We start from the raw sequence: 19,073 nt of genomic DNA on the forward strand, positions 1-19,073 counted from the left end.
TCGCCCGCCCTTCATTCTGCAGAGAGACATCGGATGTTCGCCCCTGCCAATCAACCGCGTTTCACGTTGACCCTCGAAGGCACCCAGCATGACCTCAAGGTCCTTGAATTCACCGGCAGGGAGGCCATCAGCCAGCCTTTTCGCTTCGAGCTGGAACTGGTCAGCGAGCGGCCGGACCTGGAGTTGGAAAGCCTGCTGCATAGTCAGGCGTTTCTGAGTTTCGATGCTCAGGGTTCCGGCATTCATGGTCAGATTTATCAGGTCGGGCAGGGCGATTCCGCGAAGCGTCTGACACGCTATCACCTCAGCCTCGTCCCGCGTCTGACGTATCTTGGGCATCGCATCAACCAACGGATTTTCCAGCACCAGAGCGTGCCGCAAATCGTCACTCGGATTCTCAAGGACCATTCGATCCTGCGCGATGCCTTTGAATTTCGCCTCGGCAGCGAATACCCGGAGCGCGAATACTGCGTGCAATACGCTGAAAGCGATCTGGCCTTTATCCAGCGTCTATGTGCCGAGGTCGGCATTCATTACCACTTCCAACACAGCCCCGAAGGCCATTTTCTGGTCTTCGGCGACGACCAGACCGTGTTCCCGAAACTGCCCGAGCCGACGCTGTATCTGCCGGGCAGCGGCATGTCGGCTGGCGCGCCGGCGATTCAGCGTTTCAACGTGCGCGTGGAAACCCGCACCAGTGTCGTCACCCGGCGTGACTACAATTTCGAAAGACCACGCCTGTCTCTGCAAGGCCGCAGCGACGGCGAACAACGTCCGGTGCTGGAAGACTACCACTTCCCCGGGCAATTCAATGATCGCGAAACCGGCAAGCACCTGGCGCGGCGAGCGCTGGAACGACACGTCGCTGACTACCGTCAGGCCGAAGGCCGCAGCGACGAATCTGCATTGGTCTGCGGACATTTCCTGCAGCTCACCGAACATCCGCGCAACGACTGGAATGACCTGTGGTTGCTCACTGCCGTTGAACACCGGGGCCGCCAGCCGCAGGTGCTCGAGGAGTCGGTGACCAGCGATGGCGAATCGTTCCAGGGTTACCGCAATACCTTCGTGGCCACACCGTGGGACGTGTTCTATCGTCCGGCGCTCGGGCCGGAGAAACCGCGCATGTCCGGTTACCAACCCGCCGTTGTCACTGGCCCGAAAGACCTGGAAATCCATTGCGATGAATACGGGCGGGTCAAAGTCCAGCTGGCCTGGGATCGCGATGGCGAGCTGAACGAGCACTCCAGTTGCTGGCTACGTGTCGCGGCCGGTTGGGCCCACGATCACTACGGCAGCGTGTTGATTCCGCGAGTCGGAATGGAAGTGCTGGTCGGCTTCATCGATGGCGATGCCGACAAGCCGCTGGTCATGGGTTGCCTGCCAAATGCGGCGACTCCGGTGCCGCTGGACCTGCCGGCGGACAAGACCCGCAGCATTTTCCGCAGCCAGAGCAGCCCCGGCGGTGGCGGGTATAACGAACTGCGCATCGAGGACAAGAAGGGCGCCGAGGAAATCTACCTGCGTGCCCAGCGCAACTGGACCCAGCACGTACTCAACGACCAGCAACTGCAGGTCGATAATCAGCGCAGTGTGGTCGTCGCCGGCACTGCCCGCCATGAACTCAAGGCCGATGAGCAACGCATCACCCATGGTCAGCGGCAGACCGAGGTCAGGCAGGATGACCATTTGTCCGTACTCGGCGACCAGCAGGTTCGGGTGAACAGCCAGGCGACCAGCGCTTCTGCGCAGATCCATATCAGCGCGGGCCAGCAAGTGGTCATCGATGGCGGCGCGAGCGCGACGATTCAGGCGGGCGGGCAGTGGATCAATATCGGCCCCGGCGGGATTTTCAGCAGCGTACCGATTGTCGTGGGCGGCGCGCCGATGCTGGCGACCAGCGCTGCGCCAGTGGCGCCGGGGCTGGTGGAAAAACTCGCCGCACCGGCAGCCATCCTCACCGCCGCACAAATCATGAGTTTCAAGGGCGATGCGCCGTTCTGCGAAGAGTGTGAACGTTGTAAGGACGGTGTTTGTGCAGTCTGAAGAATTGACGCCCGAACAGTGGCTGGCGCGTCAGCCGCTGCACGCGTCGGAGCAACTGTTCGCAATTTTCAGCCGCGCCAGTGATGCCGATGTTTTTGCGGCCTGGCAGGGCACGGCTGATCCGGTCTGGGCCGAGACGATTTATGCCGAGTGGGACGCGGTGATGCCTTACGTGGGAATTGTCGCTGCGGACAGTGAGTTTTTACGTTGGGTGGCACGAACCGACTCGCGGGACTGGGGGTGGCTGGCGGTGTCTTCGGCGGATCTGGAAGCGCTGGTGGAACATTTCCGCAGCCTGACTCAAGTGCTGATGCCGGACGGTAAACCAGTGTTTTTTCGCTTCTGGGATGGGCGGTATCTGCTGCCTCTATTGCAGGTCGACGAGGTCAATCCGGCGCAGTTGCTGACGGTGATTTCGCGAGGCTTGATCAATGGCAAAGCCGTTGAAATCGGCGGCCGGGCGCTGGTTTCGGGGCGAGTCTTTCCGTGGTGGAGGGTGCCGGACCGGGTGTTGACGCAGACCGATGAAAGCGTACGCGTCGCGAATGTTCTGCAATGGCTAGGCGAGGAGCAACCGGCCGTGTTCGAGGCGTTTCCCGAGGCGGTGCTGCGCTGCAAGGTCGGGCAGTTTTTCAAATTATCGATGTCGGAAGATTCGTCACGATCGGCGCTTCTGGAGTTTTTGCTGGCAGAGGCAGAGTGAAATTTCGGGGCAAACGCTTCGGACGTTTCCTTCGAATTGCGGCGGTTTTCATGAACTGGTGCGCGGTGGGTTGCAGGGATAGTCTTTTCGTTGTCACTGCGAGAGTGGTGACAGGGTGAAGGATCCCCGCATTCATGACGTTACAGTTCGTTGGCTTTTTGCGGCGCTTGGTTCAAGTCCGTAAGATCGTTCGCGGCGGCTGTGCGTGGGGCACGCTTCGGCGTGGCCGAGGTCCATGATTGCTCGGTTCCTACTCCTGCGCACAGCTGCCACCCTAACCCGAAGGAAGGTGTGATGGCGGCTCACGTTAATCAATCATGGAACGACAAAAATGGCCAATATGCATACTGATCCTCCTTACGAAAAAATCACCCCTCACCCCGATAACCGCTTCATGGCCCTGACCGGCAATTGCAGCGACATGCCCAGCCTGTTCGTCGACACCCACGTGCCCCTCGACATCCTCATGGACGCCGCCAACTACCGCATCCGCGCGGTGGCCCAGGTCCTGGAAAACATGTGCATGCGCGGCTCGATCGAATGCGACTCCGTGATCCTCAGCGACTTCGCCCTGCTGTGCGCCATCCCATTGCGCGATGGCTGTGATGTGCTGGACGTCATCGGCAAGCGCCTGCGCAGCTTACCCGCCTGAAGATCAAAAAGACCGCAGCCGTCGGCAGAGTGAGCGCCTGTCCCGTGTAGGAGCTGCCGAAGGCTGGGATCTTTTGATGTTGAGGCCCGCTCGGCTGCGAACCCCTGACTTGCCGCCCGGTAAAAGGTAAACTTTGCGGCCCTCGCAGGAGCAGCCATGAATTATCGTCACGCCTTCCATGCCGGCAATCACGCCGATGTGTTCAAACACCTGACCTTGACCCGCCTCATCGCCCTGATGTCGCGCAAGGAGCAGCCGTTTGCCTATCTCGACACGCACGCCGGCATTGGTCTGTATGACTTGCAGGGCGATCAGGCCAATCGCACCGGCGAGTACCTGGAAGGCATCGCGCGGTTGTGGGATCAGCCGGACCTGCCGGCGCTGACCGCCGACTACATGAAGGTGCTGCACGAGATGAACCCGGATGGCCAGTTGCGCTACTACCCGGGTTCGCCCGAGCTGGCGCGGCGTCTGACCCGGCCGCAGGATCGGGTGATGCTCAACGAGAAACACCCCGAAGACGGTGTGTTGCTCAAGGACAACATGGCCGGTGATCGTCGGGTGAAAGTGCATCTGGGCGAGGGCTGGCACGTGGCGCGGGCGATGTTGCCGGTGCAGGAGAAGCGCGCGGTGATGCTGATCGATCCGCCGTTCGAGCAACTGGACGAGATGCAGCGCTGTGCGGCGTCGATGAAAGAAGCCATCGGCCGCATGCGCCAGACCGTCGCGGCGATCTGGTATCCGGTGAAGGATCAGCGTGCACTGCGGCGCTTCTATCAGGATCTGGCCGGCACGGGTGCGCCGAAGCTGCTGCGTGTGGAGTTGCTCGTGCATCCGCTGGACACGCCGAACAGCCTGAACGGTTCCGGGCTGGCGATCGCCAATCCGCCGTGGGGGCTGGAGGAAGAGTTGCGTGAGTTGCTGCCGTGGCTGTCGAAGAAGCTGGGGCAGACCCAGGGCGGCTGGCAGATGGATTGGTTAATAGCGGAATGAAGCCGTAAGCTACAAGCTACAAGCTGAAGCGAGCACAGCGCTTGCAGCTTGAAGCTTGCCGCTAGCAGCTTTTTTAGCTCGGCATGCACACGCCGGTGCCGCCAATGCCGCAGTAACCTTCCGGATTCTTCGCCAGATACTGCTGGTGATAGGCCTCGGCAAAGTACACGGTCGGTGCCTGGTCGATCTCAGTGCTGATTTCGCCCAGACCGGCCTTCGCCAGTTCAGCCTGATACACGGCTTTGCTTTTCAAAGCAGCATCCAGTTGCTCCGGGGTGGTGGCGTAGATCACCGAGCGGTACTGGGTGCCGATGTCGTTGCCCTGGCGCATACCCTGGGTCGGGTTGTGCAGCTCCCAGAACATTGCCAGCAGCTCTTCATAGCTGACCTTGGCCTTGTCATACACCACCAGCACCACTTCGGCATGGCCGGTCAGGCCGGAGCAGACTTCTTCATAAGTCGGGTTCGGCGTGAAGCCACCGGCGTAACCGACCACGGTGCTGACCACGCCTTCGCGCTGCCAGAAGCGTCGTTCCGCGCCCCAGAAGCAACCGAGACCGAAAATCGCGAAGTCGACGTCCTGAAAGAATGGACCGAGCAGCGGAGTTTCTTCGAAAACGAAATGTTTTTCCGGCAGGGTCATCGGGGTTTCGCGGCCGGGCAGGGCTTGTTCTTTGGTTGGAAGCACGTTTTTGTTCACCAGAATTTCCGAGCGCAGAACCATGATCGTTCCTCTCAGTCAGGTTGGAGGTAAAAGGTCAGACCGCCAGTGTGCCGAATGATGCCGGAATTCGCACTATCAAAACTGTGGGAGCGAGCCTGATCGCGAACGCGGGGTGTCAGGCGACGAAGATGTCGATGGTTTTATCGCCTTCGCGAGCAGGCTCGCTCCCACAAGGGATCTTCATAGAGGCAGGCTTTAGAGGCAAAGCGGCCCACGCGGGTAGCGCTTGAGGGCTTTGATCAACTCGTCACCGGGAATCGGTCGGTCGAACAGATAACCCTGACCGACGTCGCAACGATGCCGGCGCAGGAACGCCAGTTGCTCGGCGGTTTCGATGCCTTCGGCGACCACCTTGAGTTTCAGGTTATGGGCCATGGCAATCACCGCGGAGGTGATTTCCATGTCGTCCTGGTTGTCAGGTATTTCATGGATGAAGCTGCGATCGATCTTGATGATGTCAATCGGGAATTTCTTCAGATAACTCAGCGATGAATACCCGGTGCCGAAATCGTCCATCGCCAGGGTCAGGCCCAGACGCTTGAGCTGGTCGAGCTGCAGATGCGTGTCTTCGGTGGCTTCCAGCAGCAGGCCTTCGGTCAGCTCCAGCTCGAGCAGATTGGCCGGCAGCGCTTCCTCCTTGAGGATGTTGGCGATCGAGGCGACCAGATCCGGATCGGAGAACTGTTTCGGCGACAGGTTGATTGCCACTTGCAGATTGCCCAGGCCGGCGGCGGTCAGGGATTTGCTCATGCGACAGGCCTGACGGGCGATCCATTTGCCAATCGGAATGATCAGGCCGGTCTCTTCGGCGACGCTGATGAACTGGTCCGGACGGATCATGCCGCGCTCCGGGTGGTTCCAGCGCAGCAGTGCTTCCATGCCCAGCAGGCGACCGCTGCGCAGGCACAGTTTCGGCTGGTAGAACACGTCCAGCTCGTTCTGGGTCAGGGCGCGGCGCAGGTTGTTCTCGACGAACAGTTTGTAACTGGCTTCGGCGTTCAGCGCTTCAGTGAACACCTGCAACTGGTGTTTACCGTTGGCCTTGGCCTTGTGCAGCGCCAGACCGGCGTTGCGCATCAGGGTTTGCGGATCGCGCCCGTGCAGCGGCGCGCAGGCGAGGCCGACGGAGCCGGTGACGCTGATCAACTGATTGTCGACGAACATCGGCTTGTCGAGCGTCATCAGCAACTGACTGGCAATCTGCTGACCGGCTTCAAGGTCGGTGTCGTCGAGCAATACGGCGAATTCGTTACTGGCAAAACGCGCCAGGCTGCCACTCGGGCTGAGGCTGTTGCGCAGGCGCCGGGCAAGACTGATCAACAGCTTGTCGCCGGTCTGGTGACCGAGGCTGTCGTTGATCCGCTTGAAGTTGTCGATGTCGACCAGCAACAGGCTGATCGGCGCATCGCTGTCGCGCGCGAAACGCTCGTCAAGATTGCGGATGAATGCCGGACGGTTGCCGAGGTTGGTCAGGTTGTCGGTATACGCCAGGCGCTCGATGCGTTGCTGCGCCAGTTTGGTCTGGGTGATGTCTTCGTAGATGCCGATGTAATGCGTCAGCTCCCGGTTGTCGCCATACACCTTGGAAATCGACAACTGGCCCCAGTACGGTTCGAGGTTCTTGCGCCGGCTTTTGAATTCGCCCTGCCAGCTATTGCTCTGGGCCAGCGCCGAGGGCGCGTCGAACAGCAGCTCGCTGAGGTTTTCCAGTGCCGGCAACTCCGACAGGCGCTGGCCGTGGACTTCATCGGTGGTGTACTGGGTGATCGCCGTGAAGCTCGGGTTGACGTACTCGACCACGCCGTCGCAGTTGACCAGCAAAAAGGCGTTGGCACTTTGCTCGACCGCGCGCTGGAACAGGTGCAGGGCGCTGGTGGCGGTGCGGCGGTTGTGGTTGTTGATCACTTGCGCGAACTGGTCGGCCAGCTCGCCGGCAAAGGCGATTTCGTCGGACTGCCAGGCGCGGGTGGCGCCGGTCTGTTCCAGGCACAACACGCCGACCACCTGGCCGTCGACGCGAATGCTGGCGTCGAGCATCGCATTGACGTCACGCGGACGCATGGCCTCGGCCATTTCGCGGGTACGCGGGTCATGCATCGCATTGTGCGCATCGATGGCGCGGCTGCTGTGCAGCGCTTCCATGTAATTGGGGAAGCCGCTGATATCGATGGGCTCCGGCAGGAGATATTCCTGGGTCGCACGATGGTAGGCGGAAATCGGCAGCAACCGCTGGCCTTCGAGGTTCCACAGGCTGGCGCAGTCGATCTCGTAGATGTCGCAGGCGCAGCGGGTGATCAGCTCGGCGGCTTCCTGCAGTGAGTTGTGCGTGCTGTAACGCTGGCGCGCGAGCAGCAGAATCAGATCCTGCTGGGCACGCACGCGTTCCAGATGCTGCAGTTGTTCCTGCTGGGCGCGCTGGTTAAGCTCCAGCGCGATCTGCAGGCGCGAGTTCTGGGTTTCCAGATCGACCGAAGGCAGTGCCTGGGTTTCGTCGAACACGTCGTCGACCGCCAGCAGATAGCCACGCAGCAAGTGCCGGTTGTGCTGTTTATAGGCTTCGCCCAACTCAAGGATGTTCAACGCACCGGCGACGGTGTGCAGGGTGTAGCGCACGGCGTAATGCGGGTTACTGCTCAACTGTTGCTGGATCGCATCGTGCAGCTGATAGCGCGCTTCCGGCTCCATCAGACTGGCGTAGGGCGAACCGACCAGTGCGCAAAGCTCGACGGCCGGCTGGCCGAATTGGCGTTCGCAGTTGGGATCGAGAAACAGCATCGCCCAACTCGCTTCATTCAGGCGCTCGAAACGCAGCATGCCGAGCCGCGAGGGCACAGGCAACTGCGTCACTACCTCGGCCGCCTTACGGCTGGCGGCATCGGGTTGGCTCTTCATGAAGGAAACTCGCTTGGAAATATGCTGAATGCGCCGGGCTCTCGCCCTCTTGTCTGTTGGCTGCGGCAAGGTTGCATCATTGCGGCACCGACTGACAAGAGAGATGAAGGCCAAGTGCTATAAGAATATGTCGGCTGCAGTGAACATTTCTCCAGTGCACAACTGAAATGAGCAAAAGATCGCAACCTCACCGGGAGTGCAGGTCCATGCAGGAGCTGCCGAAGGCTGCGATCTTTCGCGGGTTCAACGCAATTTCATACTGATCGATTGCAGTAGTTTGCCGTCACGATCGTGATACTTGACCAGGATCCGATCAGCCTCGACGACCACATGCGCAAAGTTGTCCTGGCTCACCACTGTACTGGTCAGGTCGTTCCGATAGTCGCCGGCCGCCGTGCGCACCAGCGGTTGATCGAGGATGAACGTCGACGCCTTGGCATAGGGCAACAGTTTGCTGTTGTGAAGCGGCGAGGACACGATGGTGTGGACTTCGAAATCGGCGTCTTCGCTGTGAGTCAGTCGACTGGTCAGCGAGCCATGGACATCGCCTGAGACAAACACCACGTTCTTGAGCCGATGGGTGCGAATGGTTTCCAGCAAGCGCAGCCGCTGTTCGGGGAACGCTTTCCAGGCATCGTCACCGTTGAACTTGCGGTCGGGATAGAACATCACGCTGGTCACAACGAACTTCACCCGTGCCGTGTTGTGGATCAGCCAGTCAAGCAGCGCCTCTTCCTGCTCAGTATCGAGAATGCGCCGGTCATCCTTCGACAAGTTGCGCCGGGTGCGACTGTCAGTGACGAACCAGGCAATATCGCTGTCGCCGAACTGGTACCAGTAATGTTTCAAGCTGTCCCGGTCTATCTGACCCTTGCCGTTACATGCATAAACCGGGCTGTGGCTGGCTTGATATAGTTCATAAGCGGCCATGGCATTGCGATATAAGTCCTTGTCCGCTGCTTTCGCATTGGCGGGCCAGTTATCTTCAATTTCATGATCGTCGAGCATCATGTAAGTCGATGTATTGGCCATCAGTCGTTGAATATTGGGTTGCGAAAATGCGGTCCGATATTTTTTCAGGATGTCTTTGGCTTCGCGATCCGGTGCAATGATATTCAAATCGTCTACATACACTTGATCCCCGGTCATGATTACCGCACTGACGGGAGGCCGGCTGCTTTCAATGAGCTGATTGATCGAGCCGAAAATGCGGTCGCCCAGTTGCGGTAACGTCGCGATGCCGGCGGTGATCCGCAGATAGCGGCACGATCCGACCACAAAAGCTCGTGGTTGGCTGGATTGCGGGGTGCGGGTGCGAAAGCGGTAAAGCTGTCGCGGCCATTGCAGTGGGAACTCCACTACCGTGTCGATCGTGTGTACCGGGTTCATCGGACTCAACCAGCCGGCCTGGTATTCATATTCGCAATCGGCTTCGAGATCCTGCAGTACCAGTACTCCCGACATGTCATTGGCTGGATTCAAAAGTGCAAATACACTGTTTGACCATTTTTCCGCGCCCGCTTTGCGAGCGCGGACTCCGGCAAACACGCGTTTCTTGTCCTGTTGTTCGCCGCGCATGAATATGCGAACTTCATTAGTTGTGGCATGACCCACGATGGGGCCGATAGTCGGTTTGAACATAATCGATTCCGTTCGAAAGCTGTAGTGATAAGAATTAAATAAGCGGAGCGCGTTGATGCAACTTTCCTGAGCAGAGGTTAGTTGGCCGGCGACGGAAAATATTGGCGTGAAGTGGACCAGGCCTGTGGCCGATGTCAGCGCAGGTTGTAGGAAAGGGGTGGGGGCCGGTTTATTTCGGGCAAAAAAAGCCCCGCCAGAGTGGCGGGGTTGAGGTACGAGCGTGTGGCGCTCGAAAGGGTGCAGCAAGCGGCCCTCCGTTGCCGGAGGGCCGTTCGGCTTACAGCAGGATGGTGCGGATGTCGCCCAACAGGCTGCCCAGACGCTGGGTGAAGCGTGCGGCGGCTGCGCCGTTGATCACACGGTGATCGTAGGACAGCGACAGTGGCAGCATCAGCTTCGGCTGGAAGGCTTTGCCGTCCCAGACTGGCTGGATGGTTGCCTTGGAAACACCGAGGATCGCCACTTCCGGCGCGTTGACGATCGGCGTGAAGCCGGTGCCGCCAATGTGGCCGAGGCTGGAAATGGTGAAGCAGGCGCCTTGCATCTCGTCCGAGGACAGCTTCTTGGTGCGGGCCTTTTCAGCCAGCGAAGCTGCTTCGGCAGCGAGTTGCAGCAGGCTCTTCTGGTCGACGTTCTTGATCACCGGCACGAGCAGGCCATCCGGAGTGTCGACGGCGAAGCCGATGTTCACGTACTTCTTGCGGATGATCGCCTTGCCACTTGGTGCCAGCGAACTGTTGAAGTCCGGCAGCTCCTTGAGCAGGTGCGCGCAGGTCTTGAGCAGCAGCGGCAGGATAGTCAGCTTGACGCCAGCCTTCTCGGCCACGGCTTTCTGCGCAACACGGAAGGCTTCCAGCTCGGTGATGTCCGCCGAGTCGAATTGCGTCACGTGCGGCACGTTCAGCCAGCTGCGGTGCAGGTTGGCGGCACCGACCTGCATCAGGCGGGTCATCGGCACTTCTTCGATTTCGCCGAAACGGCTGAAATCGACCACCGGGATCGGCGGGATGCCCGCACCACCGGTAGCGCCGCCAGCAGCGGCCGGTGCTTCCTTGGCCTTCTGCATCATCGCCTTGACGTAAACCTGCACGTCTTCCTTGAGGATGCGACCGTGCGGACCGCTGGCGCCAACAGCGCTCAGCTCGACGCCAAACTCGCGGGCCAGTTGACGCACGGCAGGGCCGGCGTGAACTTTCGCGCCAGGCTTGGCCGGCGCAGCGGCTGGAGCGGCAGCAGGTGCAGCGGCGGCCGGAGCAGCAGCGGCAGGTGCCGGAGCACTCGGTGCAGCAGCCGGAGCCGGGGCAGCAGCAGGTGCTGCGCCTTTGACTTTAAGCTTGAGAATCAGGTCGCCAGTACCGACTTCGTCATCCAGCTTGATCGAAACGCTTTCGACCACGCCAGCGGCTGGCGATGGAATTTCCATGCTGGCCTTGTCGGATTCCAGGGTGATCAGCGACTGGTCGGCTTCGACGCTGTCGCCGGCCTTGACCAGCACTTCGATGATCTTCGCCTTGCCGGCCGAACCGATGTCCGGGACGTGGATGTCCTGAACACTGTCAGCGGCCGCTGCTGCCGGAGCAGCAGCCGGGGCTGGCGCAGCGGCGGCAGCAGGCGCAGCAGCCTGAGCCGGGGCGGCAGCAGCAGGGGCCGCAGCACCTGCCACTTCCAGATCCAGAATCAGGTCGCCGGTGCCGACTTCGTCGTTGAGCTTGACGCTGATGGCCTTGACCACGCCAGCGGCAGGCGACGGGATTTCCATGCTGGCCTTGTCGGATTCCAGGGTGATCAGCGATTGATCAGCTTCGACGCTGTCGCCGACCTTGACCTGGATTTCGATGATCTGCGCCTTGCCCGAAGAACCGATGTCCGGCACGTGCACTTGCTGTACCGAAGCGGCAGCAGGGGCAGCGGCAGGCGCGGCAGCAGCAGGGGCTGCGGCCGGTTTCTCTTCGGCTTTCGCAGGAGCGGCGGCAGGTGCAGGGGCCGCTTCTGCGGCGCCCTCGACTTCCAGCTCGAGCAGTTCGTCGCCTTCTTTCAGGCGGTCGCCCAGCTTCACTTTCAGGCTCTTGATGACGCCGGCTTTCGGGGCCGGCACTTCCATGCTGGCCTTGTCCGATTCCAGGGTCAGGATGCTCTGGTCGGCTTCGATGCGGTCGCCGACCTTCACAAACAGTTCAATTACTTCACCTTCACCGCTGCCGATGTCAGGTACGCGAATGAGTTCGCTCACAAAATGTCTCCTCAGCAGTCCAGTGGGTTGCGTTTTTCCGGGTCGATGCCGAACTTGACGATGGCTTCAGCCACGACTTTAGGTTCGATATCACCACGGTCAGCCAGTGCTTCCAGGGCTGCCAACACCACGAAATGACGGTCGACTTCGAAGAAATGACGCAGTTTCTTGCGGCTGTCGCTGCGGCCGAAACCGTCGGTGCCCAGGACTTTGAATTCCTTGGACGGTACCCACTGACGAATCTGCTCGGCGAACAGCTTCATGTAGTCGGTAGAGGCGATGACCGGACCCTTGCGACCGCTCAGGCACTCTTCGACGTAGCTCAGCTTCGGCTTCTGGCCAGGCTTGAGACGGTTGCTGCGTTCTACAGCGAGGCCGTCGCGACGCAGTTCGTTGAAGCTGGTAACGCTCCACACGTCAGCGCCGATGTTGAACTCTTCACGCAGGATCTTCGCCGCTTCACGCACTTCGCGCAGGATGGTGCCGGAGCCCATCAGTTGAACGTGGTGCGCCGCATCGCGAGTGTCTTCCTCGAGCAGGTACATGCCTTTCTTGATGCCTTCTTCGGCACCGGCCGGCATGGCTGGCTGCTGGTACGACTCGTTCATCACGGTGATGTAGTAGAAGATGTCCTGTTGCTCTTCGGTCATCTTCTTCATGCCGTCCTGAATGATCACCGCCAGCTCGTAGCCGTAGGTCGGATCGTAGGTGCGGCAGTTCGGGATGGTCGCGGCCAGCAGGTGGCTGTGACCGTCTTCGTGCTGCAGACCTTCACCGTTCAGGGTGGTACGGCCGGCGGTGCCGCCGATCAGGAAGCCACGGGTACGGCTGTCGCCAGCGGCCCAGGCCAGGTCGCCGATACGCTGGAAGCCGAACATCGAGTAGAAGATGTAGAACGGCAGCATCGGCTGGTTATGGCTGGAGTACGAAGTACCGGCAGCGATGAACGAGCTCATGGCGCCTGCTTCGTTGATGCCTTCTTCAAGGATCTGACCTTTCTGGTCTTCCTTGTAGAACATCACCTGGTCTTTATCGACTGGCTCGTAGAGCTGGCCGACGGACGAGTAGATGCCCAACTGACGGAACATGCCTTCCATACCGAAGGTACGGGCTTCGTCCGGGATGATCGGGACGATGCGCGGGCCGATTTCCTTGTCCTTGACCAGTTGCGCGAGGATCCGCACGAAGGCCATGGTGGTGGAAATTTCACGGTCGCCGGAGCCATCGAGGATGGCTTTGAGGGTATCCAGATCCGGAGTCGGTACGCTGAAGCTCTGCGCGCGGCGCTGTGGCACGAAACCGCCCAGTGCGGCACGACGCTCGGCCAGGTAGCGGCCTTCGGCGCTGTTCGGCTCTGGCTTGAAGAACGGCAGGTGCTCCAGTTCTTCGTCCTTGACCGGAATGTCGAAGCGGTCGCGGAACAGCTTCAGGCTCTCGACGTCGACCTTCTTGGTGTTGTGCGCAGTGTTCTTCGCTTCGCCGGCACCGGTGCCATAACCCTTGATGGTCTTGGCCAGGATGACGGTGGGTTGTTCCTTGTGGTTGACCGCTTCGTGGTACGCCGCGTAGACCTTGTACGGGTCGTGGCCGCCACGGTTGAGTTTCCAGATCTCGTCGTCAGACAGATCGGCAACCATTGCCTTGAGTTCAGGCGTGTTGAAGAAGTGCTCGCGAACGAACGCGCCGTCTTTGGCTTTGTAATTCTGGTACTCGCCATCGATGACTTCGTCCATGCGACGTTGCAGGATGCCGTCGACGTCCTTGGCCAGCAGTGGGTCCCAGAAACGGCCCCAGATGACTTTGGTCACGTTCCATTGTGCACCGCGGAACACGCCTTCGAGTTCCTGGATGATCTTGCCGTTGCCGCGAACCGGGCCGTCGAGGCGCTGCAGGTTGCAGTTGATGACGAAGATCAGGTTGTCCAGCTTCTCGCGGCCGGCCAGGGAGATCGCGCCCAGGGATTCCGGCTCGTCGCACTCGCCGTCGCCCAGGAAGCACCAGACTTTCTGTTTGCCCGGCTGGATGAAACCGCGGTGTTCCAGGTACTTCATGAAGCGCGCCTGGTAGATCGCCTGGATCGGGCCCAGACCCATCGATACGGTCGGGAACTGCCAGAAGTCAGGCATCAGCCAAGGGTGCGGGTAGGACGACAGGCCCTGACCGTCGACTTCCTGGCGGAAGTTGTTCATCTGGTCTTCGGTGATGCGGCCTTCCATGAATGCACGGGCATAAACGCCTGGCGAGGTGTGGCCCTGGAAGTAGATCAGGTCGCCGCCGTGTTCGTCGGTCGGGGCCTGGAAGAAATAGTTGAAGCCGATGTCATACAGGGTCGCGCTGGAAGCGAAGCTGGAGATGTGACCACCCAGGTCCGAATCTTTCAGGTTCGTGCGCATTACCATGGCCATCGCGTTCCAGCGTACCAGCGAGCGAATGCGGCGTTCCATGAACAGGTCGCCAGGCATGCGTGCTTCGTGGGTAACGGGAATCGTGTTGCGGTAAGGCGTGGTGATCGCGTAAGGGAGCTGCGAGCCGCTGCGGGTCGCGAGTTCGCCCATACGGGTCATCAGATAGTGAGCACGGTCTTCGCCTTCTTTGTCGAGAACCGATTCCAGGGCGTCCAGCCATTCCTGGGTTTCGACGGGATCGAGGTCTTGCATGGCTTGCTCCAGGGCGGAAAGGCTTCCAGAATCGGTTGCCTGAGTTTGCGACTGGCCTTGTGGGCAGACGATTTAAAATTCTTGGATTGCCGACAGGTTGTTCCGGCGGCGTGTAGTTTTACTACAAATCTTCCGGCATTTCAGCCTTTCGAATGTATAGACGAGTAGTAAAACTACAGATGAAAGGCTTGTGGCCTCCGACTGCGTTGTGAGAATAATCGTTAAGGCGGGTCGATTTCCATCCGAATAAGGTGAAAGTTTGATGCTGGATGCCAAAGAAGAAGAAATTTCAGCTATTTCTAACTTTTGTTCGACACTCCTTCACGTAGCGGGTTTTCATCATTCACTACAAGCGGCCCCTTATACGCCGATCAAGGATAGACCATGACCCTGCCCGCGCTTGCCGAACTGCCCGCCATTCTCCTGCCGTTGGTCAGCCGATCGGAGCAGTCGTTCCGTACGTCCGTCGCCGCCCTCGAAGACGATCACGGCCTGTCGAACTGGTCGCCGGAGCGCTGGGCGCAATTTGCCCGCGTCACCGCCGCCAGCGAGTTTGTCATTGAACAGAGCGTTCGTGACCCTTTGATGTTGCTGTCGCTGGTGGCGTCCGGCGAACTCGACCGACCCTTTGCGCCCGGCGAGTTGCGCGCGCAGATCGCTGCCGCCGCGAACAGCGCGCAGAACGAAGATGAGCTCGGCCGTGCCCTGCGCCGCCAGCGCGCGCGCCATCAGGTGCGGATCATCTGGCGCGACCTGACCCGCCAGGCCGATCTGGTGCAGACCTGCCGCGACCTCTCGGACATGGCCGACGCCACCATCGATCAGGCTTATCAGTGGCTGTACAGCCGCCACTGCGAGCAATTCGGCACACCGACCGGGCGGCGCAGCGGGCTGCCGCAGCAGATGGTCATCCTCGGCATGGGCAAACTCGGCGCGGTCGAGCTGAATCTGTCCTCGGACATCGACCTGATCTTCGCCTACCCCGAAGGCGGCGAAACCGTTGGCGTCAAACGCTCGCTGGATAATCAGGAATTTTTCATTCGTCTCGGTCAGCGTCTGATCAAGGCCCTCGATCCGATGACGGTCGACGGCTTCGTTTTCCGCGTTGACATGCGTCTGCGCCCCTACGGATCGTCCGGTGCGTTGGTGCTGAGCTTCAATGCGCTGGAGCAGTATTACCAGGATCAGGGCCGCGACTGGGAACGCTACGCGATGATCAAGGCGCGGGTGGTGGCTGGCGATCAGGTCGCCGGTGCGCAGTTGCTCGACATGCTTCGGCCATTCGTTTATCGGCGCTATCTGGACTTCTCGGCGATCGAAGCGCTGCGCACCATGAAGCAGTTGATCCAGCAGGAAGTGCGGCGCAAGGGCATGGCCGACAACATCAAGCTCGGCTCCGGCGGCATTCGTGAAGTCGAGTTCATTGCTCAGGCCTTCCAGTTGATCCACGGTGGCCGCGACCTGAGCCTGCAACAGCGTCCTTTATTAAAGGTGCTGAGCACGCTGGAGGGGCAGGGCTATCTGCCGCCGGCGGTGGTCAGTGAGTTGCGCGAAGGTTACGAGTTTCTGCGTTACACCGAGCACGCGATTCAAGCGATTGCCGATCGGCAGACGCAAATGCTGCCGGACAATGCGCAGGATCAGGCGCGTATCGCCTTCATGCTGGGTTTCGCCGATTGGCAGGCCTTCCATGAACAATTGATGTTCTGGCGCGGCCGCGTGGCCTGGCATTTCGCCCAGGTGATCGCCGATCCCGACGAGGAGGAGGGTAGCGAAAGCGAAGTGGTGGTCGGTGGTGAATGGCTGCCATTGTGGGAAGAAGAACAAGACGAAGAGGCCGCGTGCCGACAGTTGCAGGAGGGCGGTTTTGTCGATGCCGGCAAAGCGCTGAAGGCGCTGGCCGGTTTGCGCGGCAGTCCGCAATTGCGCGCGATGCAGCGACTGGGGCGCGAGCGTCTCGATGCCTTTATTCCGCGACTGCTCGCGCAAGCGGTAGAGCACGACAATCCCGACTTGGTACTTGAGCGCGTGCTGCCACTGGTGGAAGCGGTGGCGCGGCGTTCGGCGTATCTGGTGTTGCTCACGGAAAACCCCGGTGCGCTGCGGCGTTTGCTGACCCTGTGTGCGGCGAGTCCGTGGATTGCCGAGCAGATCACACGCTTCCCGCTGCTGCTCGACGAATTGCTCAACGAGGGCCGGCTGTTCAAACCGCCGCTGGCGCCGGAACTGGCGGCCGAGTTGCGCGAGCGCCTGACGCGGATTCCCGAGGACGACCTCGAACAACAAATGGAAGCCCTGCGCCATTTCAAACTGGCGCATCGCTTGCGCGTGGCTGCCTCGGAAATCGCCGGCAGTCTGCCGTTGATGAAAGTCAGCGATTACCTGACGTGGCTGGCCGAGGCGATTCTCGAACAAGTGCTGGCCCTCGCCTGGCGCCAGACCGTGGCCAAGTACGGCACGCCGCTGCGCACCGATGGCACCTTGTGCGATCCCGGCTTCATCATTGTCGGTTATGGCAAAGTCGGCGGCATTGAATTAGGGCATGGTTCGGATCTGGATCTGGTGTTCATCCACGACGGCGATCCGCAGGCGGAAACCGATGGACCGAAATCCATCGATGGCGCGCAGTTCTTCACGCGCCTGGGGCAGCGGATCATTCACCTGCTCACGGCGCAGACCAACTCCGGCCAGCTGTATGAAGTGGACATGCGTCTGCGTCCGTCCGGTGCTTCCGGGCTATTGGTGAGTTCCCTCGGCGCGTTTGCCCGCTATCAGGAAAATGAAGCCTGGACGTGGGAGCATCAGGCTTTGGTGCGCGCGCGGGTGCTGGTCGGCAGTCAGGATGTCGGCCAGGCTTTCGAGAAGGTCCGTGCACAGGTATTGGGCAAGCCGCGAGATCTGGCCAGGCTGCAACAGGAAGTCAGCGAGATGCGCGCGAAGATGCGCGACAACCTCGGCACCCGGATTACCGCGGCCGGTACCGCGGCGAATGCTTTCGATGCGGGCGTGCCGTTCGACCTCAAGCAGGACGCCGGTGGTATCGTCGATATTGAATTTATGGTGCAATACGCGGCCCTGGCGTGGTCGCAGAGCCATCCGCCGCTGCTGCGCTGGACCGATAACATCCGCATTCTGGAAGAGCTGGAACACGAAGGGCTGATGCGCGCCGAAGATGCCAGCCTGTTGCGCGAGGCCTACAAGGCCTACCGCTCCGCCGCCCATCGGCAGGCCTTGCAGAAAGACGCCGGGGTGATACCGGGCGACCAGTTTGCCGACGAACGCCGGCAGGTTTTGCGGATTTGGAAAGAGTTGGGGCTAAGCTGAGCCACAAATGTATGGCCGGATGCAAAACCCTGTAGGAGTGAGCCTGCTCGCGATAGCGGAATGACAGTCGACAGTCATGTTGAAGCAAGTGACCCATCGCCAGCAGCGCCGCTTCCACAATGATTATCGAGGCGGGGAGGCGTAAATGCCTCCCCGGTTCGTTTTTGGAAACCACATGAATATTCTGATCGTTGGGCCCAGTTGGGTCGGTGACATGGTGATGGCGCAGACACTGTTTCAGTGCCTCAAACAGCGCCACCCGCAATGCGCAATCGACGTGCTGGCGCCCGAATGGAGCCGGCCGATCCTTGAGCGCATGCCCGAAGTGCGCAAGGCCTTGAGCTTCCCGCTCGGCCACGGTGCGCTGGAACTGGCGACGCGCCGGCGTATCGGCAAATCCCTGCGCGGTCAGTACGATCAGGCGATCCTGCTGCCCAATTCGCTGAAATCGGCGCTGGTGCCGTTTTTTGCCGGCATCCCTAAACGCACCGGCTGGCGCGGCGAATTCCGCTACGGCCTGCTCAACGACGTGCGCACCCTCGACAAACAACGCTATCCGCTGATGATCGAGCGGTTCATGGCTCTGGCCTACGAGCCGAACGCCGAGCTGCCGAAGCCGTACCCGCGGCCGAGTCTGCAAATCGACCCGGTTACCCGCGAAGCGGCCCTGGCGAAATTCGGTCTGACCCTCGATCGCCCGGTCCTGGCCTTGTGCCCCGGGGCCGAGTTCGGCGAATCCAAGCGCTGGCCGTCCGAGCACTATGCCAAGGTCGCCGAAGCGCGCATCCGCGAAGGCTGGCAGGTATGGCTGTTCGGCTCGAAAAACGATCATGCAGTGGGCGAAGACATTCGCGCCCGGCTGATCCCGGGTTTGCGCGAAGAGTCGGTCAATCTCAGCGGCGGCACCTCACTGGCCGAGGCCATCGATCTGCTGTCCTGCGCCGGTTCGGTGGTGTCCAACGACTCCGGTCTGATGCACGTCGCTGCGGCATTGAATCGTCCGCTGGTCGCGGTCTACGGCTCGACCTCGCCGGGCTTCACCCCGCCATTAGCCGAGCAGGTCGAGATCGTGCGCCTGGGCATCGAATGCAGCCCTTGCTTTGATCGCACTTGCCGTTTCGGCCATTACAACTGCCTGCGCCAGCTGATGCCGGATGCGGTCAATGATGCCTTGCAGAAACTGCAGGGCTCTGTGGTCGAGGTCCATTAAG

General features: G+C 60.5%; 12 protein-coding genes. 7 read left to right on the forward strand and 5 right to left on the reverse strand.

The window, feature by feature from the left end:
* Window positions 1–33: 33 nt before the first annotated feature.
* The 4 genes from QRN33_RS09365 to QRN33_RS09380 all read left to right on the forward strand — a co-directional run bounded on the left by QRN33_RS09365 (window position 34) and on the right by QRN33_RS09380 (window position 4,394).
* Window positions 34–2,046 (forward strand): type VI secretion system Vgr family protein, encoded by a 2,013-nt coding sequence (locus QRN33_RS09365; protein WP_285408227.1) that lies wholly within the window; start codon window positions 34–36, stop codon window positions 2,044–2,046.
* Window positions 2,036–2,749, forward strand: a complete 714-nt coding sequence (locus QRN33_RS09370) for a DUF4123 domain-containing protein (RefSeq protein WP_285408229.1) — start codon at window positions 2,036–2,038, stop codon at window positions 2,747–2,749. Before QRN33_RS09365 ends, QRN33_RS09370 begins: the two co-directional genes overlap by 11 nt.
* Before the next feature lie 331 nt (window positions 2,750–3,080).
* The gene (locus QRN33_RS09375; RefSeq protein WP_123419859.1) at window positions 3,081–3,401 is read left to right on the forward strand and encodes a hypothetical protein; all 321 of its coding nucleotides are present in this window, start codon (window positions 3,081–3,083) and stop codon (window positions 3,399–3,401) included.
* A gap of 156 nt (window positions 3,402–3,557) precedes the next feature.
* Window positions 3,558–4,394 carry a 23S rRNA (adenine(2030)-N(6))-methyltransferase RlmJ gene (locus QRN33_RS09380; RefSeq protein WP_122508537.1) on the forward strand — a complete coding sequence of 279 codons (837 nt, stop codon included), beginning with the start codon at window positions 3,558–3,560 and terminating at the stop codon, window positions 4,392–4,394.
* Between the two features lie 73 nt (window positions 4,395–4,467).
* On the opposite strand, the gene msrA is transcribed toward QRN33_RS09380, so the two are convergent.
* The 5 genes from msrA to aceE form a co-directional block, all read right to left on the reverse strand.
* Window positions 4,468–5,118, reverse strand: coding sequence for a peptide-methionine (S)-S-oxide reductase MsrA (msrA, locus tag QRN33_RS09385; protein ID WP_281922172.1), 651 nt, complete (start codon window positions 5,116–5,118; stop codon window positions 4,468–4,470).
* 195 nt (window positions 5,119–5,313) lie between these two features.
* A complete protein-coding gene (locus tag QRN33_RS09390) occupies window positions 5,314–8,010 on the reverse strand; it encodes a putative bifunctional diguanylate cyclase/phosphodiesterase (RefSeq protein ID WP_065615472.1) in 2,697 nt (898 codons plus the stop codon).
* Between the two features lie 243 nt (window positions 8,011–8,253).
* Window positions 8,254–9,651, reverse strand: a complete 1,398-nt coding sequence (locus QRN33_RS09395) for an alkaline phosphatase D family protein (RefSeq protein WP_285408236.1) — start codon at window positions 9,649–9,651, stop codon at window positions 8,254–8,256.
* 277 nt (window positions 9,652–9,928) lie between these two features.
* Window positions 9,929–11,881 (reverse strand): dihydrolipoyllysine-residue acetyltransferase, encoded by a 1,953-nt coding sequence (gene aceF, locus QRN33_RS09400; protein WP_252875483.1) that lies wholly within the window; start codon window positions 11,879–11,881, stop codon window positions 9,929–9,931.
* Window positions 11,882–11,892: 11 nt separating this feature from the next.
* Window positions 11,893–14,538 (reverse strand): pyruvate dehydrogenase (acetyl-transferring), homodimeric type, encoded by a 2,646-nt coding sequence (gene aceE, locus QRN33_RS09405; protein ID WP_042607752.1) that lies wholly within the window; start codon window positions 14,536–14,538, stop codon window positions 11,893–11,895.
* Between the two features lie 262 nt (window positions 14,539–14,800).
* Between aceE and QRN33_RS09410 the strand changes: the two genes are divergently transcribed.
* The 3 genes from QRN33_RS09410 (at window position 14,801) to waaF (ending at window position 19,072) form a co-directional block, all read left to right on the forward strand.
* The gene (locus QRN33_RS09410; protein WP_285408237.1) at window positions 14,801–14,926 is read left to right on the forward strand and encodes a hypothetical protein; all 126 of its coding nucleotides are present in this window, start codon (window positions 14,801–14,803) and stop codon (window positions 14,924–14,926) included.
* Window positions 14,923–17,862, forward strand: a complete 2,940-nt coding sequence (gene glnE / locus QRN33_RS09415) for a bifunctional [glutamate--ammonia ligase]-adenylyl-L-tyrosine phosphorylase/[glutamate--ammonia-ligase] adenylyltransferase (RefSeq protein ID WP_285408238.1) — start codon at window positions 14,923–14,925, stop codon at window positions 17,860–17,862. The genes QRN33_RS09410 and glnE overlap by 4 nt, the downstream gene beginning before the upstream one ends.
* 175 nt (window positions 17,863–18,037) lie before the next feature.
* On the forward strand, window positions 18,038–19,072 hold the full coding sequence (gene waaF, locus QRN33_RS09420) for a lipopolysaccharide heptosyltransferase II (protein ID WP_285408239.1): 1,035 nt from the start codon (window positions 18,038–18,040) through the stop codon (window positions 19,070–19,072).
* Window position 19,073 lies beyond the last annotated feature (1 nt).

Source organism: Pseudomonas sp. FR229a (assembly GCF_030209115.1).
Classification (GTDB): domain Bacteria; phylum Pseudomonadota; class Gammaproteobacteria; order Pseudomonadales; family Pseudomonadaceae; genus Aquipseudomonas; species Aquipseudomonas moraviensis_A.

Bases quoted from the DNA above. Each gene is read 5' to 3' on its own strand.
- QRN33_RS09365 (WP_285408227.1), top strand. From the start codon at position 34: ATGTTCGCCCCTGCCAATCAACCGCGTTTCACGTTGACCCTCGAAGGC.
- QRN33_RS09375 (WP_123419859.1), top strand. From the start codon at position 3,081: ATGGCCAATATGCATACTGATCCTCCTTACGAAAAAATCACCCCTCAC.
- QRN33_RS09380 (WP_122508537.1), top strand. From the start codon at position 3,558: ATGAATTATCGTCACGCCTTCCATGCCGGCAATCACGCCGATGTGTTC.
- msrA (WP_281922172.1), bottom strand. From the start codon at position 5,118: ATGGTTCTGCGCTCGGAAATTCTGGTGAACAAAAACGTGCTTCCAACC.
- QRN33_RS09390 (WP_065615472.1), bottom strand. From the start codon at position 8,010: ATGAAGAGCCAACCCGATGCCGCCAGCCGTAAGGCGGCCGAGGTAGTG.
- QRN33_RS09395 (WP_285408236.1), bottom strand. From the start codon at position 9,651: ATGTTCAAACCGACTATCGGCCCCATCGTGGGTCATGCCACAACTAAT.
- aceE (WP_042607752.1), bottom strand. From the start codon at position 14,538: ATGCAAGACCTCGATCCCGTCGAAACCCAGGAATGGCTGGACGCCCTG.
- QRN33_RS09410 (WP_285408237.1), top strand. From the start codon at position 14,801: ATGCTGGATGCCAAAGAAGAAGAAATTTCAGCTATTTCTAACTTTTGT.
- glnE (WP_285408238.1), top strand. From the start codon at position 14,923: ATGACCCTGCCCGCGCTTGCCGAACTGCCCGCCATTCTCCTGCCGTTG.
- waaF (WP_285408239.1), top strand. From the start codon at position 18,038: ATGAATATTCTGATCGTTGGGCCCAGTTGGGTCGGTGACATGGTGATG.